The sequence below is a fragment of the Pandoraea vervacti genome (genome assembly GCF_000934605.2).
Classification (GTDB): Bacteria; Pseudomonadota; Gammaproteobacteria; order Burkholderiales; family Burkholderiaceae; genus Pandoraea; species Pandoraea vervacti.
Window position 1 is genome coordinate 1,347,715 of sequence record NZ_CP010897.2, and the last position, 15,732, is coordinate 1,363,446.

General features: G+C 64.9%; 10 protein-coding genes and 1 pseudogene. 4 read left to right on the forward strand and 7 right to left on the reverse strand.

Annotated features, from left to right (window positions below; all coding sequences use genetic code 11):
- Positions 1-48 precede the first annotated feature (48 nt).
- The 4 genes from UC34_RS06130 to lptF form a co-directional block, all read right to left on the reverse strand.
- Positions 49-4,584, reverse strand: coding sequence for a dermonecrotic toxin domain-containing protein (locus UC34_RS06130; RefSeq protein WP_044454676.1), 4,536 nt, complete (start codon positions 4,582-4,584; stop codon positions 49-51).
- A 251-nt stretch (positions 4,585-4,835) separates the two neighbouring features.
- Positions 4,836-5,216: a sirohydrochlorin chelatase gene (locus UC34_RS06135; protein WP_044457822.1), complete on the reverse strand. Its 381-nt coding sequence runs from the start codon at positions 5,214-5,216 to the stop codon at positions 4,836-4,838.
- Positions 5,217-5,226: 10 nt separating this feature from the next.
- Positions 5,227-6,366, reverse strand: a complete 1,140-nt coding sequence (gene lptG / locus UC34_RS06140) for an LPS export ABC transporter permease LptG (RefSeq protein ID WP_044454678.1) — start codon at positions 6,364-6,366, stop codon at positions 5,227-5,229.
- A complete protein-coding gene (lptF, locus tag UC34_RS06145; protein ID WP_044454680.1) occupies positions 6,366-7,493 on the reverse strand; it encodes an LPS export ABC transporter permease LptF in 1,128 nt (375 codons plus the stop codon). The genes lptG and lptF overlap by 1 nt, the downstream gene beginning before the upstream one ends.
- A 91-nt stretch (positions 7,494-7,584) precedes the next feature.
- On the opposite strand from lptF, the gene UC34_RS06150 reads away from it, so the two are divergent.
- Genes UC34_RS06150 through UC34_RS06160 form a run of 3 tightly spaced genes read left to right on the forward strand, consistent with a single transcriptional unit; the run spans position 7,585 to position 9,880 of the window.
- Positions 7,585-9,096 carry a leucyl aminopeptidase gene (locus UC34_RS06150; RefSeq protein ID WP_044454682.1) on the forward strand — a complete coding sequence of 504 codons (1,512 nt, stop codon included), beginning with the start codon at positions 7,585-7,587 and terminating at the stop codon, positions 9,094-9,096.
- On the forward strand, positions 9,093-9,509 hold the full coding sequence (locus UC34_RS06155; RefSeq protein ID WP_044454684.1) for a DNA polymerase III subunit chi: 417 nt from the start codon (positions 9,093-9,095) through the stop codon (positions 9,507-9,509). The genes UC34_RS06150 and UC34_RS06155 overlap by 4 nt, the downstream gene beginning before the upstream one ends.
- A gap of 2 nt (positions 9,510-9,511) precedes the next feature.
- Positions 9,512-9,880 (forward strand): DUF2486 family protein, encoded by a 369-nt coding sequence (locus UC34_RS06160; protein WP_052810916.1) that lies wholly within the window; start codon positions 9,512-9,514, stop codon positions 9,878-9,880.
- 73 nt (positions 9,881-9,953) lie between these two features.
- Here UC34_RS06160 and UC34_RS06165 read toward each other — a convergent pair whose 3' ends face one another.
- From UC34_RS06165 to ilvD (UC34_RS06175), 3 genes and pseudogenes are all read right to left on the reverse strand, one after another.
- The gene (locus UC34_RS06165) at positions 9,954-10,340 is read right to left on the reverse strand and encodes a c-type cytochrome (RefSeq protein WP_237165251.1); all 387 of its coding nucleotides are present in this window, start codon (positions 10,338-10,340) and stop codon (positions 9,954-9,956) included.
- Positions 10,341-10,600: 260 nt separating this feature from the next.
- Positions 10,601-12,271 (reverse strand): annotated as a pseudogene (gene ilvD, locus UC34_RS06170) (dihydroxy-acid dehydratase); the annotation flags it as partial.
- 200 nt (positions 12,272-12,471) lie between these two features.
- On the reverse strand, positions 12,472-14,340 hold the full coding sequence (ilvD, locus tag UC34_RS06175) for a dihydroxy-acid dehydratase (protein ID WP_044457825.1): 1,869 nt from the start codon (positions 14,338-14,340) through the stop codon (positions 12,472-12,474).
- Between the two features lie 210 nt (positions 14,341-14,550).
- Between ilvD (UC34_RS06175) and UC34_RS06180 the strand changes: the two genes are divergently transcribed.
- Entirely contained in the window at positions 14,551-15,510 is a 960-nt protein-coding gene (locus UC34_RS06180) for a LysR family transcriptional regulator (protein ID WP_044454686.1), read from the forward strand.
- Positions 15,511-15,732: the final 222 nt, after the last annotated feature.

The following is a 15,732-nucleotide window of genomic DNA, read 5'->3' on the forward strand; positions in this document are numbered from 1 at the left end:
AGGCGAGCTTTGTCCCGTCTTGCTCGTCCCGAACGACAACGATGCCAGTCAGAGGTAGAGTGCGTCGCGCACCGGTACGAGTTCGTTGAGGTCGCGCAGCAACTCGGCTTCACCCAGTCGCACGATGTCGATTTCGCGGGTGTCGACCGCCAAGGTCCTGCCTTGACTCACCAGCGCATACACGCGCGACATGGCATTGAGGTGCGAGCGCAGCATGTGAAGCACGCTCGCATAGTCGTGGTGCACGACGATGCCGAACTCCGGGTCGAAGAAGTAGTATTGCGCAGGACCGACGGTGAGAAAGCGTCGGCCGAGCAGTAACGTACGCACGCCGGCCGTCATTTCGTAAGCGCGGGGCGTGGTCTGTTCTCCTTCGAACAGCGTATCGAGCGTTTGTACGCCCATCGCCAGTGACGGTGGACTCAGGTAGCGAATCGTCATGCTCCCCAACTGGCCGAGGTCGGACATGAATCGTGCCGATACGGTGGTGACGCCTCGGGCGAGTGTGTTGTAGACGCCGATCATGCCCTCGACCGGATACTGCGGCGGGACCAACGTGCAACCCCGCAGCAATCCTGTTCGCACGTTGGCGAGGTAAGTTCTCGCGCGCTGGGTGATCCCGAGAAAGACCGCGCCCAGTCGCGCCGCGTCGTCCGCAAGCGGGCTGGGCACGATCAAGGCGCTGGCGTCTGCGCCGTTCTGCAGAAAATCGACGCGCCCCGCGAGGGTGCCCAGCGTTTCGGGGTCCGTGATGGTCACATCCAGGAAGTCGAGCTTTCGAAGGCGCAAATGCCAGGTGAGCGGCATGCCGTCTCCCGGCGATGCAACGCTCGTGACCGCCTTGCGCGCGCGCTCGAAGACGGGGTTGCGCTTGTCGCGCAACGCGTCGTAGCGCGCCCGGAACCCCTCGTCGATGCGCCAGGCCACATGGGGATCGTCGAATGTCGGGGGGGCATGGTCGGCCTGTGTCACCACATGCCATTCGCCCGAGGGCGACAGACGCAGGAAGGGCGCGTCGGCTTTCGCGCTTTCCGCGAGGGCGCGTCGCTCCATGCGGAAGAAGCCGGTGGCCGGGTCCAACCGCACATAGGCGCGGGTTTCGGAATCGATGCCCGCGTAGAATCGCCCGCCGACCCGGTGCAGGCCGAGAATCAACTGCTCTTGCGCGCGAGGCGCCTCCGAGACGAAGTACCTGAAGCGAGGGTCTCGCGTGACCCAGAGCCATGCCTTGAACCGCACCGCCGCAAGCCCTTGCGCACCGATGGCCGAGAGAACCGATTGCCAGCTCTGCTGGAATACGGCCTGATCGTTCGTCAACAGGCCGACGCCCATGCCGGCGGTGCCGATCGTCAGGTCTGCGGTGGAGTACACGAAGCTGATTGGCCGCGCGAAGGGCATGAACCACGTAGCCACGCCCAAGGCCAGATCGACTTTCGAGAACATGCCCATGAGATCCAGCAACGGACGCGAGGCGTTCGTGTCTGCGGCGCCGGACCGATGCTGGTGCTGACGCATTTCGTATGCCGAGGCCACGGCAGTGAAGGTATCGGGTAGCGTGGTATCCCGTTGCCCCTGCGCGTCCAGCCGGGCGGATTCGTGCCACATGGGGTCGCTCGGCGGCGTGTCCCTGAGCGTCGAGGTGATGCGCGCACGAGTCGTTTGGTTGCGCATCTGCGCGTCGAACCAGTCGCTCAGTTGCGCCCGACTGTCGAAGCCGATCACGCGCAAGCCTTCGGCGAACGGCGCGATCAACAGACAAGCGGGCCGCCCGGCGACGGAAACTTGCATGAGCGTCGTCGTCATTCCGCCGACGCACAGCCATTCCCGCTCCACGGCCGGCGAGCCGATTTCGCGCGCCAGTTCTTCCGTGCTCAGACGCGCCAATTCGATAGGCCCGGCAACTCGCGCAGCAATATGGACCTGCTCCACGGGCATCTTCCGTTGGGCGCGATCGAGCCAGACCTGCGCGATGAACTCGGACTTGAGAACCTTTCTAACATTGCCGCGCGACGTGTTCCAGAACTGCGTGCGGGCGTTGTCGATTTGCTGGCGCAAGGCGTTCATCGATGTCTTGTCGAGGACATCCCTGAGCAGCACGCCATGACCGGTTGCCGAGTGCTTGCCGCGCACGAAGTTGAACTTGCCGAGCGCGTCCTGTGTGAGCAACGGCAGGTCTTGCAGTTCCTGTGCGAGCACCGATTCGCGAATTACGAGATCGCTGAGCGACTGGGCCTGTCGCCGTGCCGTCTTCACGTAGATCCGATCGGGATCGCTTGGTGCGAGACCCGCCTGTGTCAGACGGCTGACGAGGTGCGTGCGAGTGAGTTCGGGCACGTTCGGGATTGCCGCAGACAAGCGCAGGCGCAGGGTTTCCACATGCGCGAGCTTGCGAAGGTCGCTTAACGACACACTGATCGGCTGTCCCGGCAATGTCGTGCCGGCGCGCATGCAGCGCTGACGATATTGATGGACGCCTTGTTCTGTTTCGACGGTCCCCGCGCCGGATAGCCACGCCCGATATTGGTCGATGCGCGCCGCCGTGTCGCGATCCGCCGCCGCCAGTGTGCCGTCGGCGCTCAGGGTGGCGAGGGTCGCCTGAGACGCGATCTGGATCGGTTGGCGCTTGTCTTCACGCACGAGGGTTGCGGTCGATGTGCCGTTGGCGGCAAGCCGACGCATCGATAGCGGTAGGCGTTCACACAGCGTGGTACGCACGCCGAGATGGTCGCCCTCGATGTCGTCGAGCAATGCCCGAGGCGACGCGTAGGCACGCCATGCAGCGGTGTCGCCCTGAAGATAGAGGAGCGTGGCGCCATTGCCGGACGGCTCGCCAATGACGCATGTGCCCGCGGGTGTCGCCTCGTGATCCCGGCCATCGGCAGCAATCGTGAGTGTGAGTCGATGCGCGACGAATAACGCGCCTGAGGGATCGTTCGAGAAGGAGAGGTTCGAGAGCGCGGCGTTACCCAGATAGAAGGCCTTACTGGAGATCAGTCCGTTGTTGTACGCCACCGTCAGGTCGCTGATGGCAAGCGCGTTGCTGAGGACCTCGGTGAGGCTGGCGCCCAACGCGGTCATAAGCGCCGGTGGCGCTTGCCACATTCGCGTCGCACGTTCCTCGCACGTGATGCGCCATTTGCCGACGATCTCATCGAACCTTGCCGCCGCCATGATCGTCGGTGTTTCGTAAATTGCACCGGCGGCGGTCCTGGTGCAGACATCGAAACTGTCGCCGTGCGCCGGTGCGGTGATGTTCAGACGCCCGGCGCGGATCTGCCCGGCGGCCTCGGGCAGCGTCCAGTAGGTAACGAGCTTGGTGCGCCGACCGTCGTTCAACGGTCTGTGCTGCCGCAGTCTGAGTTGCGAGAGCGTCTGATCGGCGAACTCCGTCGCGTTCTCGAGGAGTCGGTCGAGCAGTTCGCGCTCGCTGGGGGGCGGGAAGAAACTCAGCAAGGGCAAAAACGACGCGTGAAGCTCCCGGTGCGTTGCCGCACGATGTCGCCACGCGTTCGCCGTGTCGATCAGACTTTGCATCTCCGGCGAGGCGCGCATGTCGGGCAGGCCGGACGCGGGGCGCGCCTCGCCTGCCCGTGCGATGACGATCGGCGGGATGGCCGGCAGGTAGGCGGCGTCCGCAAGGGGTAGGCCGAGCGATGAAAACGACAGTAAACGCGCCAGTGCATCATGCATCCGTCCCGGGACGCCGGCAGCGCCCGTGACGATCTCGTCGAATGCCAGGGAGGCGGTTTGCGTGAGCCGTTCGAGGATCGTGACTTCCGGGGAATCGGCGGGTACGGGGAGTGAGCCGATCTCCAAGAGGTCATCGCGCAACGCAGGATCGGGGTCGAATGCCGGACGTGATGTACGGTGCCACCCCGCAAGTCTTTCCGGCGCTCCGGAGTGAACCAGCGTTGTCCCGTAAAGCAGCCCCAGCAGGTACCCGGTCTTTCCGCAGTGCGTGAAGTCGAGCGATGGGCCCTGGGCTGGCGCGTCGTGACCGTCCGGCAGGAAGCGAACCGGGCGAACCGGGCGAGCGCCTGCGGAAGGGCACGCGCCGCTGCCCAGCAGAAGAAACGCCTTCCATTGTTCGATGAGCCATGGACGCCAGCCGCAAAAGTAACGCCCCCAAGCACTGCCGTATCCCATCGAGTTTAGGGCGACGTCGGTCAGTCGGCCTATCGAGCGCCGCAGGTCATTCGACGTGGACTCGCTCAGAAGCCGGTCACATACCTCTTGCACGCTTTGCCACGGCAAACGGTTAGCGAGTGCCGCGGGCAAGAGGCTCAAGAGCGGTGCGGCCAGCTTTGGCTCCATGTCGAAGCGCTCGGCAAAGCGCGCGATGATCGTGTCGTCGAGCGATTCCAGGTCCTGCCCGCCTACGCCCGTTTCAATGAGCGCCAGCATGAGGCCCAGCGCCGGCCCGGCTTCGGGCGACTCATCGAGAAGCGCGCAGGCGTGCGTGGCAATGCTGCCGAAGTGTTCGGCGGCAGCGCGCATGGCGAGCCGCCCCGTATCGATCTCCGCAGTGCGCAGGTGAGACGTCGGTTCCCACGTCGTGGACGTTTGCGTCGCGCTTGTCACCATGCCAGACCCCCATCGGAAAAGGGACTACCGTGCAGCGTTACGGGGCCGACGTGGCTGATCGAGCTGATCAAACGCCAATGCGCGCCGGTCGCGAGGCACAAGTCTGTGTGGCTGGCAGGGGTGGCGACTTGCAGATTGTGTCCAAATCACGCTGGGCGTGGAGATGGGGAAAGGGCTTGGAGGGGAGGGGAGGGAAGGGGCGGAAGGGGCGATGGAGACGAGATCGCTGAACGGGCGGCCCGGAATGGCCTTCAGCCCCGCACAACCTCGTTGGCGCAGTACGATGCGAGCGCCTGAAGGACCGTGTCGTCTTCGCCGACGGCAGCGCTCAGGTGCAGCGTGATGCCGGGATGCGCGCTGCGGCATGCGTCGGCGAGCACGGGGAGATCGCGTCGGACATGTCCGCCCTGTCCGAGGAATACCGGCACGACGGTCACGTCGTCGCAGCCCTGCGAAACGAGGGCGGCAACGGCATCGGCCAGACCGGGTGTCATCAGTTCCAGAAACGCGAGGCAGACGATGGCATCGGGGCGCTGCGCGACCACCTTGTCGCGCAGGCGCTCGAACGGCTCGGCCCAGCGCGGGTCGCGCGAGCCATGGGCGAAGAGAACGACGCCGGGTTTGCCGCTCATCGACATGACCTCAATGCTTGTCCACCCAGCGCAACGCCCCGATGGCGAGCACCAGATAGAGCAACGACGGTAACGCCGCGGTGAACCACGCTGGCCAAGTGTTGAGCAACCCGAGGTGCGAGAACAGATTGTTGAGCAACTGGAAGCTCATGCCGAGCATGATCCCGCCGAACACCTTCAGGCCGATGGCCCCGGCACGCGCGTGCAGGTAGGCGAACGGCAAGGCCAGCGCCATCATCACGAACACGGCGAACGGATACAGCAGTTTTTGCCAGAGCGCGAGGTTGTAGCGGTCGGTGTTCTGCTGATTTTCCTTCAGGTGGCCGATGTAGCGGTACAGGCTGCCGATGGCCATGTTGTCGGGCGACACCATCAGCACCGACAGGATTTGCGGCGTCAGCTCGGAGCGCATCTGCACGGAGTCGATATGCACCTGTTTGCTCTGCACGAGCGCACGCAGCGGATCGCTGCTGGTGGTCGCGTCCGCCGTTGCCGTGAAGACCGTCTCGGACACGTCCGTCAACTTCCAGAAATTCGGCGCATCGAACTGTCCCAGCTTGGCCAGACGCACACTGTCGAGCCGCAACTTGTCGTCGAACTCGTAGATGCGCACATTGGCGATCGAGTTGTCCGGATTGAGGGTGCCCACGTTAATGAAGCGGGTCACGCGCTGGCCGTCCTGATCGACCGTGTCCTTGACCCAAACGCCGGAACGAAAGCCAGCCGAGACTGAACTGCCCAGCGCTTCGAGGCGGATTTTCTGCGCGAGCTGTTCGGCATTCGGCGCAATGTACTCGCCGATCCCGAAGGTGATGAGCACGACCGGGAGACCGATCTTGAGCAGCGAGCGCAACGCCTGACCCGTCGACAGTCCGGAGACGCGGAAGATCGTGAATTCCGAGTTACCGGCCAGTTGCGCACACACATAGATCGCGGCAATCAGCGAGGCGACCGGAATGATTTCATACATGCGCTGCGGGGCGAACAGCAACACATAGGCCAGCGCATGCTGAAACCGGTAGCCGCCACGGCCGACGTCGCCGAGTTCGCTCACCAGATCGAAGAAGACGAACAGGCCGACGAACGCAAGCAGAACGAAGAGGAACGCCAGATAGATCTGGCGCGCAAAATATTTCTCGTAGACGCGCATCAGCGAGCCCCTCCCGATGCGCGCATCCCGTCGGATCCGTTGTTGCGACGTCGGCCGAACAGGCCGCGAAAGCGCACGCGTCGCACGTAAAGCAGCACGATGATCGCCATGGCGAGCGCGTGAAGCAGCCAGATACCGATGGCAAGCGGCAGACGCTCCTGGGCCACCCAAGCCTGCGACAGGCTCAGCAGGTTGGTGTAGGCGAGGTAGATGAGCACGGCCATCACAAGGTTCACGGTGCGTCCGTGACGGGGGTTCTGATAGGCCAGCGGTACCGCGAGCAACACCAGCGCGAGCGCGAGTAGCGGCAGGCCGATGCGCCAGACGATTTCACCGCGGAAAATCGGATTCTGGATTTCGCGGAACAGACGCGCCGTGGGCACGCCCTTGGTCGGCGTATTGTCGGTGTCGGTGGCCGTCGGGTTGTCGATCTTTACGCCGTAGCGCTCGAACTCCATCACACGGTAGTCGGGCTGCCCGGGCACGCCGTCGTAGCGGCGACCTTTTTCCAGCACGATGTAACGGTTACCGTCCTTGGCCGTCTCGATGTGACCGTCTTTCGAGACGACGACGTTGACCTTGCCGTTCTCCGTGCCGGAGACGAAGACGTTGTGGACCTGGGTGGCGTCGCCCGAGACCGTCTCGACGAAGAACACGCGATGGCTCGCTGCGCTCTCGCGGAACTGGCCGGGAGAGATCATCGAGACGTCGTCGCGCTTGGCGAAGCGGGCTTCGAGCGCCGAAATCTGCTGGTTCGCCCACGGCCACGCGACCAGGGCGCAGAACGTGACGACAGCGAGATAGGGGGTGGCAAAGCGCAGCACCGGCTTGATGAAGTCGGTGATCGACAGGCCCGAGGCAAACCACACGACCATTTCGGAGTCGCGGTACCACCGGGTGAGGACGAACAGGATCGAGACGAAAAGCGTCACGATCAGAATGACGGCGAGGTAGCCGATCACGGCCAGGCCGATGAGCACGAGCACGTCGCGCGGATCGGCTTTCCCCGACGCGGCGAAGCCCAGGATGCGGATCATCATGGTGGTGAGCATGACGGTGATCAGCACCATGAAGACGGCCCCGGCGGTGTAGTTCAGCTCGCGCTGCAGGGAACGCTGAAAAATCATGTGATGACGGTTGGGGTGCTCTCGCGGTTGGGCGAGCGCGGAAAAAAGCGGATAATTGCGGCTCGTACGAATTTTACCCGAGGAAAGCGCGATGGACTTTAGCACAAAAGCCTTCGATTCGACCAAGGCGGGCCAGGCCGGTCTCGCCAACGCAAAGACCGAATGTCTGGTGGTGGGGGTGTTCGAGCAGCAGCCGCTCGCAGGACTCGCCAAGGCGCTCGATGCGGCGAGCAAGGGCCTGCTCGCACGCATGGTCAAGCGTGGCGAACTCGATGGCAAGCTCGGCAGCACGCTGATGCTGCACGAGGTCGCCGGCTGGAGTCCGGCACGTGTGCTGTTCGTCGGTCTCGGGCGCGAAGACCAGCTCTCGCAGAAGCAATTCAACGAAGCGTCCCGTGCCGCCGTGCGCGCCGTGCTTGCCTCGCGCGCCACGGACGCCCTCTGGACGCTGCCGCAAGCCAAAATCGTCAAGCAGGACCCCGCATGGGCCGTGCGTGCGTCGGTGCTGGCCCTGCGCGATGCGACCTACCGCTTCACGCAGATGAAGAGCAAGGTCGACGCCGCCAGCACGGTGCTGCGCAAGGTCGTCTTCTCTGTCTCCCCGGAAGATCTGAAGGCCGCCAAGCTGGCCGCGAAGCAAGGCGAAGCCATTGCCAACGGCATGGCGCTCACCAAGGATCTCGGCAACCTGCCGGGCAACGTATGCACGCCGACCTACCTGGCGGACACGGCCCGCAAGCTGGCCCGCGAATTCAAGCTCAAGTCGGAAATCCTCGGACCGAAGCAGATCGAGGCGCTCAAGATGGGGTCGTTCCTGTCGGTCGCCCGTGGCTCGGTACAGCCGCCGCAGTTCATCGTCCTCAAATATGAAGGCGGCGGCGCCAAGCAGGCGCCGATCGTGCTCGTAGGCAAGGGTGTGACGTTCGACACGGGCGGCATCTCGCTCAAGCCGGGCGAGGGCATGGACGAGATGAAATACGACATGTGCGGCGCGGGTTCGGTGTTCGGCACGATCCGTGCAGTGGCAGAGATGGGCCTCAAGCTCAATGTCATCGCGATCGTGCCGGCCACGGAGAACATGCCGAGCGGTCAGGCGACGAAGCCGGGCGATGTGGTCACGAGCATGTCCGGCCAGACGATCGAAGTGCTCAACACCGATGCCGAAGGCCGTCTGATCCTGTGCGACGCGCTCACGTACGCGGAACGCTTCCACCCGGCCGCAGTGATCGACGTCGCCACGCTCACCGGCGCTTGCATCATCGCGCTCGGCCACGTGAACTCCGGCCTGTTCTCGAAGAGCGATGCACTGGCCGACGAACTGCTGGCGGCCGGTCGCACGACGGGCGACACGGCGTGGCGTCTGCCGGTCGAAGACGAGTATCAGGAACAGCTCAAGTCGAACTTTGCCGATGTGGCGAACATTGGCGGACGCCCGGCCGGTAGCGTGACGGCGGCATGCTTTCTGGCGCGCTTTACCGAGAAATACGAGTGGGCGCACCTGGACATCGCCGGCACGGCGTGGAAGAGCGGCGCCGCCAAGGGCGCAACGGGCCGTCCGGTGCCATTGCTCACGCAGTTCCTGATCGATCGCGAAGCCCGGTGACCCGCGTCGACTTTCACACCCATGTGGCGAACCGGCTCGAATATGCGTGCCGGTTCGCGCGCAAGGTCTACGGGGCCGGCCAGACGCTCGTGGTCGTGGCCGAGCCCGACGTGCTGCGCGCGTTCGACCAGACGTTGTGGACGTTCTCGCCGCTGGAGTTCGTGCCCCATTGCTTCACCGGCGACCCGCTCGCCGCGAAGACGCCTGTCGTGCTCGCGGCGCCCGACGAAGAGGCGCAACATCATCAGGTGCTGCTCAATCTCGCCGGCAGCGTGCCGACGCACTTTGCGCGCTTCGAACGGGTCGTGGAGATCATTGGCGACTCGCCCGAAGACTTGTCGGGGGCGCGCGAGCGTTATCGCTTCTACCGTGACCGTGGCTATACGCTGAACAATTACGACCAACGAGGTTGACCGTGACGAACGAGCCCGAGCGCAACGACCCCGGCATTCCCACGCTGACCGAAGTGCTCGCGACGGGGGAGGCGGCGCCGCCCGAAGCGTTGGCAGACGAGACTGCGACGGCCGATGGGGGCGAGCGCGGTGTGCCGGCCGACGTCGCAGTCTTTGCCGAGCGCGTGAGCGCGCGGCTCACGCTGCAACTGGCCGACGAGATCACGACGATGGTGGAGCGCCGTTGTCACGACGCGTTGATCGATCAGACGTCCTGGCTCGTGCAACTGATCGGCAAGCAGGTCGCCGATGCCTTGCAGGCCCAACTGCCCGACCGTATTCGTCAGGCGGTCATCGAAGAGGTCGCGAAGCAGGTGCGCAGTCAGGGATGACGGAGGCTGAGGCGATGCCCTTTCGGGGGCAGCATCAGGCGCGACGGCATGAGGTGCGGCGCCGGTAGCCTTCTCAGGAGCGCGAGGGTCGCGCCATTCCCAGAATCCATTCGGCGAGCCGATTGGCCTCGCCCGGCGCGAGTTGCAGGCTCGCGGGCATCGGAATCTTGCCCCATTTGCCCTGGCTGCCGTCCGTAATGGCGCGCGCCAGTTCGTCGGCCGCGCCGGGCTGCCCGGCATAGCGCTTCGCGATGTCCCGGTACGACGGCGCGAGCAATGTCCGGTCGGGGGCGTGGCACGTCATGCAGTTGCGCGAGCGCGCGAGCTTTTCCATCGCCCGTGCGTCCGGCACGTCGGACGCGGGCGCGGATTGTGCAAAGACCGCGCCTGACGTCAACGTCAGACACATCAGACATGCGCTCAGCATCGTCCTGGCATGGACGCCGGCCAATCCCTTCATTCGATACTCCCCGACCGTTGATGGAATTCCTGCGCGACGCACTGCGGACGTCTGTAGGCGACGACTTCAGGCAGGTGCATCGACGCGCCATTATACGGCGACGCCGGGCCTTGCTGCCGCGTCATGCCGACGCATGAAAAAACGGCACGCCCGCCGGAGATGCGGCGCGTGCCGTGTTGGGTTCGGTCACTGTCGTGTGATCGTTTGATCGTTTGATCGTGCGGCCGCGCGGCTGTACGACCGATCTCAGCCCGTCCTCGACCCGTCGAGCCGCCCCTGTTGGCCGGTTGCGCAAGGGCGGCGTACTTGGCCAGTACCCCTCGCGTGTAGCGCGGCGCCGGCGCCTTCCAGGCGGCGCGGCGGCGGGCGAGTTCATCGTTGGCCACGTTCAGTTGCAGCAGCAGCTTGTGCGCATCGATGGTGATCGAGTCGCCTTCCTGAACCAGCGCGATGGCGCCGCCGACGAACGCCTCGGGCGCCACGTGACCGACCACCATGCCCCACGTCCCGCCGGAGAACCGGCCGTCGGTAATGAAGCCGACGGACTCGCCAAGCCCCTTGCCGATGATCGCCGAGGTGGGCGCGAGCATCTCCGGCATGCCGGGGCCGCCCTTCGGGCCGAGATAGCGCAGCACCAGAATGTCGCCTGCCTGAATCTTGTCGCTGAGAATGGCCTCCATCGCGCTTTGTTCGTCGTCGAACACGCGCGCCGGACCGGTGATCACCGGGTTCTTCAGGCCGGTGATCTTCGCCACCGCGCCGTCTTCGGCGAGGTTGCCCTTGAGAATGGCGAGATGGCCTTGCTTGTACAGCGCTTTCTCGATGGGAAAGATCACCTGCTGATCGGCGCGGGGCACCGACGGCACGTCCTTGAGTGCTTCGGCGAGGGTGCGCCCGGTGATGGTCATGCACTCGCCGTGCAGCAGGCCGGCGTCGAGCAGGATCTTGAGCACTTGCGGAATGCCGCCGGCCTTGTGCAGATCCGTCGCCACGTATTTGCCCGACGGTTTCAGATCGCAGATGACCGGCACGCGCGCACGAATGCGCTCGAAGTCCTCGATGCTCCATTCGACGTCCGCGGCATGCGCAATGGCGAGATAGTGCAGCACGGCGTTGGTCGAGCCGCCCGTGGCCATGATCAGCGCGACGGCGTTCTCGATGGACTTGCGCGTGATGATGTCGCGCGGCTTGAGATCTTTCTTCACGGCTTCGATCAGCACGCGCGCCGATTCTGCGGCGGAGTCGACTTTCTCCTGATCGGGGTTTGCCATCGTCGACGAGTAGAGCAGGGACATGCCCAGCGCCTCGAACGACGAACTCATCGTGTTGGCCGTGTACATGCCGCCGCAGGAGCCGGTCGACGGGCAGGCATTTTTCTCGATGCCCTTGAAGTCCGCCTCGGTCATGCGCCCGGCGGTGAACTCGCCCACGGCTTCGAACGAGGAGACGATGGTGAGGTCCTTGCCTTTCCAGTTGCCCGGCTTGATGGTGCCGCCGTAGACGTAGATGCCCGGCACATTGATACGCGCGAGCGCAATCATGCCCCCGGGCATGTTCTTGTCGCAGCCCCCGATGACGACCACGCCGTCCATCCACTGGCCCTGCACGGCCGTCTCGATACAGTCGGCGATCACCTCGCGCGAGACGAGCGAGTATTTCATGCCCTCGGTGCCCATGGACATGCCGTCGGAAATGGTGGGGGTGCCGAACGTTTGTGGATTGGCCTGGTGGGTCTTGATGGCGTCGACCGCAGCGTCGGTCAGACGCTGTAGCCCCGCATTGCACGGGGTGATGGTCGAATGGCCGTTCGCCACGCCGATCATCGGGTTGTCGAAGTCTTCTTCCTTGTAGCCCAGCGCGTAGTACATCGAGCGGTTGGGCGAGCGTGCCACGCCTTGCGTGACGTTGCGCGAACGACGGTTGAATGCCATGACGTCTCTCTCCTTGTGGGGATGGGCCACGCCACGGGCTGTCGCAGCGTCGCACACAGGCGAAGTTGTATCACGCTGGCTTGCGGGCGGCACCCCGAAAAATCCGGAGCGCCGCCCCATGTCATTGCTTTTCGACTGCGCGGGAGCGACCCCTTCGCGAGGCGCCGCTCCCGGTACGACCGTTGACCGCGAGCGAAGCGTCAACCGCGCTTGCCGAGCTTCAACTGCGACAGATCGCGCACGGCGCCGCGGTCGGCCGAGGTGGCCAGCGCAGCGTAGGCCTGCAGCGCCTGCGATACCACGCGCTCACGGTTGAGCGGTTGCCATGCCGCGTCGCCTCGGGCTTCCATGGCGACGCGGCGACGGGCGAGTTCTTCGTCCGACACGGCCAGGTGCATCTTGCGCTGGGTGATGTCGATCTCGATCACGTCGCCGTCTTCCACCAGCCCAATGGTGCCGCCTTCGGCCGCTTCGGGCGAAGCGTGACCGATCACCAGCCCCGACGAACCGCCGGAGAAACGACCGTCCGTGAACAGGGCGCACGTCTTGCCCAGCCCCTTCGACTTCAGATACGACGTCGGGTACAGCATTTCCTGCATGCCCGGGCCGCCCTTCGGGCCTTCGTAACGGATCACGACCACGTCGCCCGGCTGGACCTTGTCGCCCAGAATGCCTTCGACGGCATCGTCCTGGCTCTCGAACACGCGCGCGCGGCCGGTGAAGACCCACTGCGATTCGTCCACGCCGGCCGTCTTCACGATGCAACCCTTTTCGGCGAGGTTGCCGTACAGCACGGCCAGACCGCCGTCCTTCGTGTAGGCGTGTTCCTTGTCGCGGATGCAACCGACTTCGCGGTTCAGGTCGAGCGACGGGTAGGTCGACGACTGGCTGAAGGCGATGGTCGTCGGCACGCCGCCCGGGGCGGCGCTGTAGAAGGTTTGCGCGCGGTCGTTGGCGCTGTCCTTCACGTCCCACTTGGCGATGGCCTCACCGAGCGTGCCGCTGTGCACGTTGCCGCACGACGTGTCGAGCAGGCCGCCACGGGCGAGTTCGCCCAGAATGCCGATGATGCCGCCGGCGCGGTGCACATCTTCGATGTGGTACTTGTCGGTCGCCGGGGCGGCCTTGCACAGGCAGGGCACGTTGCGCGAGATGCGGTCGATGTCGGCCATCTTGAAGTCGACGCCGGCTTCCTGCGCGGCGGCGAGCAGGTGCAGCACGGTGTTGGTCGAGCCGCCCATGGCGACGTCGAGCGCCATGGCGTTTTCGAACGCCGCCTTGGTGGCGATGTTGCGCGGCAGGACCGAGGCGTCCTCTTCCTGATAGTAGCGACGGCACAGATCGACCACGAGACGCCCGGCCTGTTCGAACAGGCCGCGACGCCAGGCGTGCGTGGCGACGATGGTGCCGTTGCCCGGCAGCGCCAGACCAATGGCTTCGGTCAGGCAGTTCATCGAGTTGGCGGTGAACATGCCCGAGCACGAACCGCACGTCGGACACGCGCTGCGCTCGACTTCGGCCACTTCGGCGTCGCTGATCTTCGGATCGGCGGCCTTGATCATGGCGTCGATCAGGTCGATCTTCGCGATCACCTGTCCATCGCCCGACTTGACCTTGCCGGCTTCCATCGGCCCGCCCGAGACGAACACGACCGGAATGTTCAGACGCATGGCAGCCATGAGCATGCCCGGGGTGATCTTGTCGCAGTTGGAGATGCAGACCATGGCGTCGGCGCAGTGCGCATTGACCATGTATTCCACCGAGTCGGCGATCAGTTCGCGCGAGGGCAGCGAGTACAGCATGCCGCCGTGCCCCATGGCGATGCCGTCGTCCACGGCGATCGTGTTGAATTCCTTGGCCACGCCGCCGGCCGCTTCGATCTCCTTGGCCACGATGGCGCCCAGATCGCGCAGGTGCACGTGACCCGGCACGAATTGCGTGAACGAGTTCACGACGGCAATGATCGGCTTGCCGAAGTCGGCGTCGGTCATGCCGGTGGCGCGCCACAGGGCGCGGGCGCCGGCCATGTTGCGGCCGTGGGTCGAAGTGCGGGAACGGTATTGAGGCATGGTCGTGTCTGAAACGCTGGCTTGTGGGATGAACGAAAACCGGGGCCGTGTGGCACTTTCGAGTGCCATTTGCCGATCCGTCCCACGCGGCGCGACAAGCGCGCCCTGCGCAGACGGACCCGGCTCGATTTGGCCGGACGTCAAGATTCGTCTTTCCTTGAATGCTTGTCAAATATATTATTTGACTCGGATTGAGTCGAAAAACATATCATGGACTTACGTCAGTTCCGCTACTTCGTCGCCGTGGCCGAGGAACGTCACTTCGGGCGCGCCGCGCAGCGCCTCTCGATGACCCAGCCGCCGCTCTCGCAGCAGATTCGGGCGCTGGAGGCCTCGCTCGGTGCGCCCTTGTTCGTGCGCACCAATCGCTCCGTCGAACTGACCGCCGTAGGGCGGCAACTATTGCCGGAAGTCCGCCGCATTCTCGCGGACGCCGATGCGCTGCCCGCCCTCGCGCAGGGACTGGCGCACGGCGAGGTCGGCACGCTCTCGCTGGGATTCGTCTCCACGGCGGACTACGGCATTCTGCCGCCGCTGTTGCGTGAATTCGGCGAGCGTTACCCGCGCGTTCGCCTGCAACTGTTCGAAGCCACGAGCGACGTGCAGGTCGAGGCGCTCATGGACGGGCGCATCGACGCCGGTCTGTTTATTCCGCCGGTGCCCGCGCGTTTTGCCAACGAATTGTCTTACCTGCCGATCATTCGGGAGCCGCTGATGCTGGCGCTGCCTGCCGCGCGAGGTGACGCCATGCAGACAGCGCCCGGGCAACGCGATGCCGTCGACGTACAGCCCGGCGCCGCAGTGAGTCTGGCCGACTTCGCGGACGAGCCGCTTGTCATCTTCCCAAGGCGCGTCGCCCCGGCGTTCTACGACATCATCATGGGATGCTACGGTGCGCTCGGGCTCACGCCGCGGGTGGGCCAGGAAGCGATCCAGATGCAGACGATCGTGAGTCTGGTCTCGGCCGGCATGGGGGTCGCGCTCGTGCCGCAGTCGTTGTGTCATCTGCGGCGCACCGGGGTGACGTACCGGGCGCTGCGCGAGACGAGCGCTCTCATCGAGACGGGCTTGCTCTGGCGTACGGCGGAGGTCACGCCGGTGCTCGAAGGGTTTCTCGAGACGGCACGAGGTGTGGCGCATACGCCGCCAGGGGCAACGCTCTCTGCCTGAGCGCAGCAAGGGCATCGATGCGAGGAGGCCGTCGTGAAGACGGGCCATTTGCGTGCCGCATCGTCGCGGGCTCGTGGTATTGTGCTGCCCATCCCGTCGCTTGCGGTGCCTACGTCTTATCCGGCGGCACAGGCGTTCCGGGGCGATGGCGGACGATGGCGGCAACCGCATGACGACAGCGCACATGATGGTGCGCACGATGGCGGCCTCCTCCTCTCTGGC

Excerpts from the sequence above, each read along its gene's own strand:
- UC34_RS06130 (WP_044454676.1), bottom strand. The coding sequence starts at position 4,584 with ATGGTGACAAGCGCGACGCAAACGTCCACGACGTGGGAACCGACGTCT.
- UC34_RS06135 (WP_044457822.1), bottom strand. The coding sequence starts at position 5,216 with ATGAGCGGCAAACCCGGCGTCGTTCTCTTCGCCCATGGCTCGCGCGAC.
- lptG (WP_044454678.1), bottom strand. The coding sequence starts at position 6,366 with ATGCGCGTCTACGAGAAATATTTTGCGCGCCAGATCTATCTGGCGTTC.
- lptF (WP_044454680.1), bottom strand. The coding sequence starts at position 7,493 with ATGATTTTTCAGCGTTCCCTGCAGCGCGAGCTGAACTACACCGCCGGG.
- UC34_RS06150 (WP_044454682.1), top strand. The coding sequence starts at position 7,585 with ATGGACTTTAGCACAAAAGCCTTCGATTCGACCAAGGCGGGCCAGGCC.
- UC34_RS06165 (WP_237165251.1), bottom strand. The coding sequence starts at position 10,340 with ATGAAGGGATTGGCCGGCGTCCATGCCAGGACGATGCTGAGCGCATGT.
- ilvD (WP_044457825.1), bottom strand. The coding sequence starts at position 14,340 with ATGCCTCAATACCGTTCCCGCACTTCGACCCACGGCCGCAACATGGCC.
- UC34_RS06180 (WP_044454686.1), top strand. The coding sequence starts at position 14,551 with ATGGACTTACGTCAGTTCCGCTACTTCGTCGCCGTGGCCGAGGAACGT.